The sequence below is a fragment of the Streptococcus parasanguinis genome (assembly GCF_016648925.1).
Lineage (GTDB): Bacteria > Bacillota > Bacilli > Lactobacillales > Streptococcaceae > Streptococcus.
Genome location: NZ_JACLQX010000012.1, coordinates 1 through 261, shown reverse-complemented (window position 1 = coordinate 261; position 261 = coordinate 1). Strand labels below are relative to the sequence as shown.

Here is a 261-nt window from a genome sequence, read left to right as displayed (position 1 = left end):
CTTTGTAGGCTTTGAGGCTAAGGATTATGTTATTAAGGAGTTGACAGCGCCAGCTGGATACCAACTATCAACGGATGTTATTACTGTATCTGCTAGCGAATTAAAGGCTGCACCTAACCTTGTAGTAGATAAGGGGACAGTCGTAAACTACCTAACTCCACCAAACACACCGCCAACTACACCGCCAACTACACCACCAACTACACCACCAACTACACCACCAACTACACCACCAACTACACCACCAACTACACCACCAAC

1 pseudogene is annotated in these 261 nt (G+C 46.4%); it reads left to right on the top strand.

Annotated elements, in window-relative coordinates:
* Positions 1-261, top strand: a pseudogene (locus H7T97_RS05705) (SpaA isopeptide-forming pilin-related protein); the annotation flags it as partial.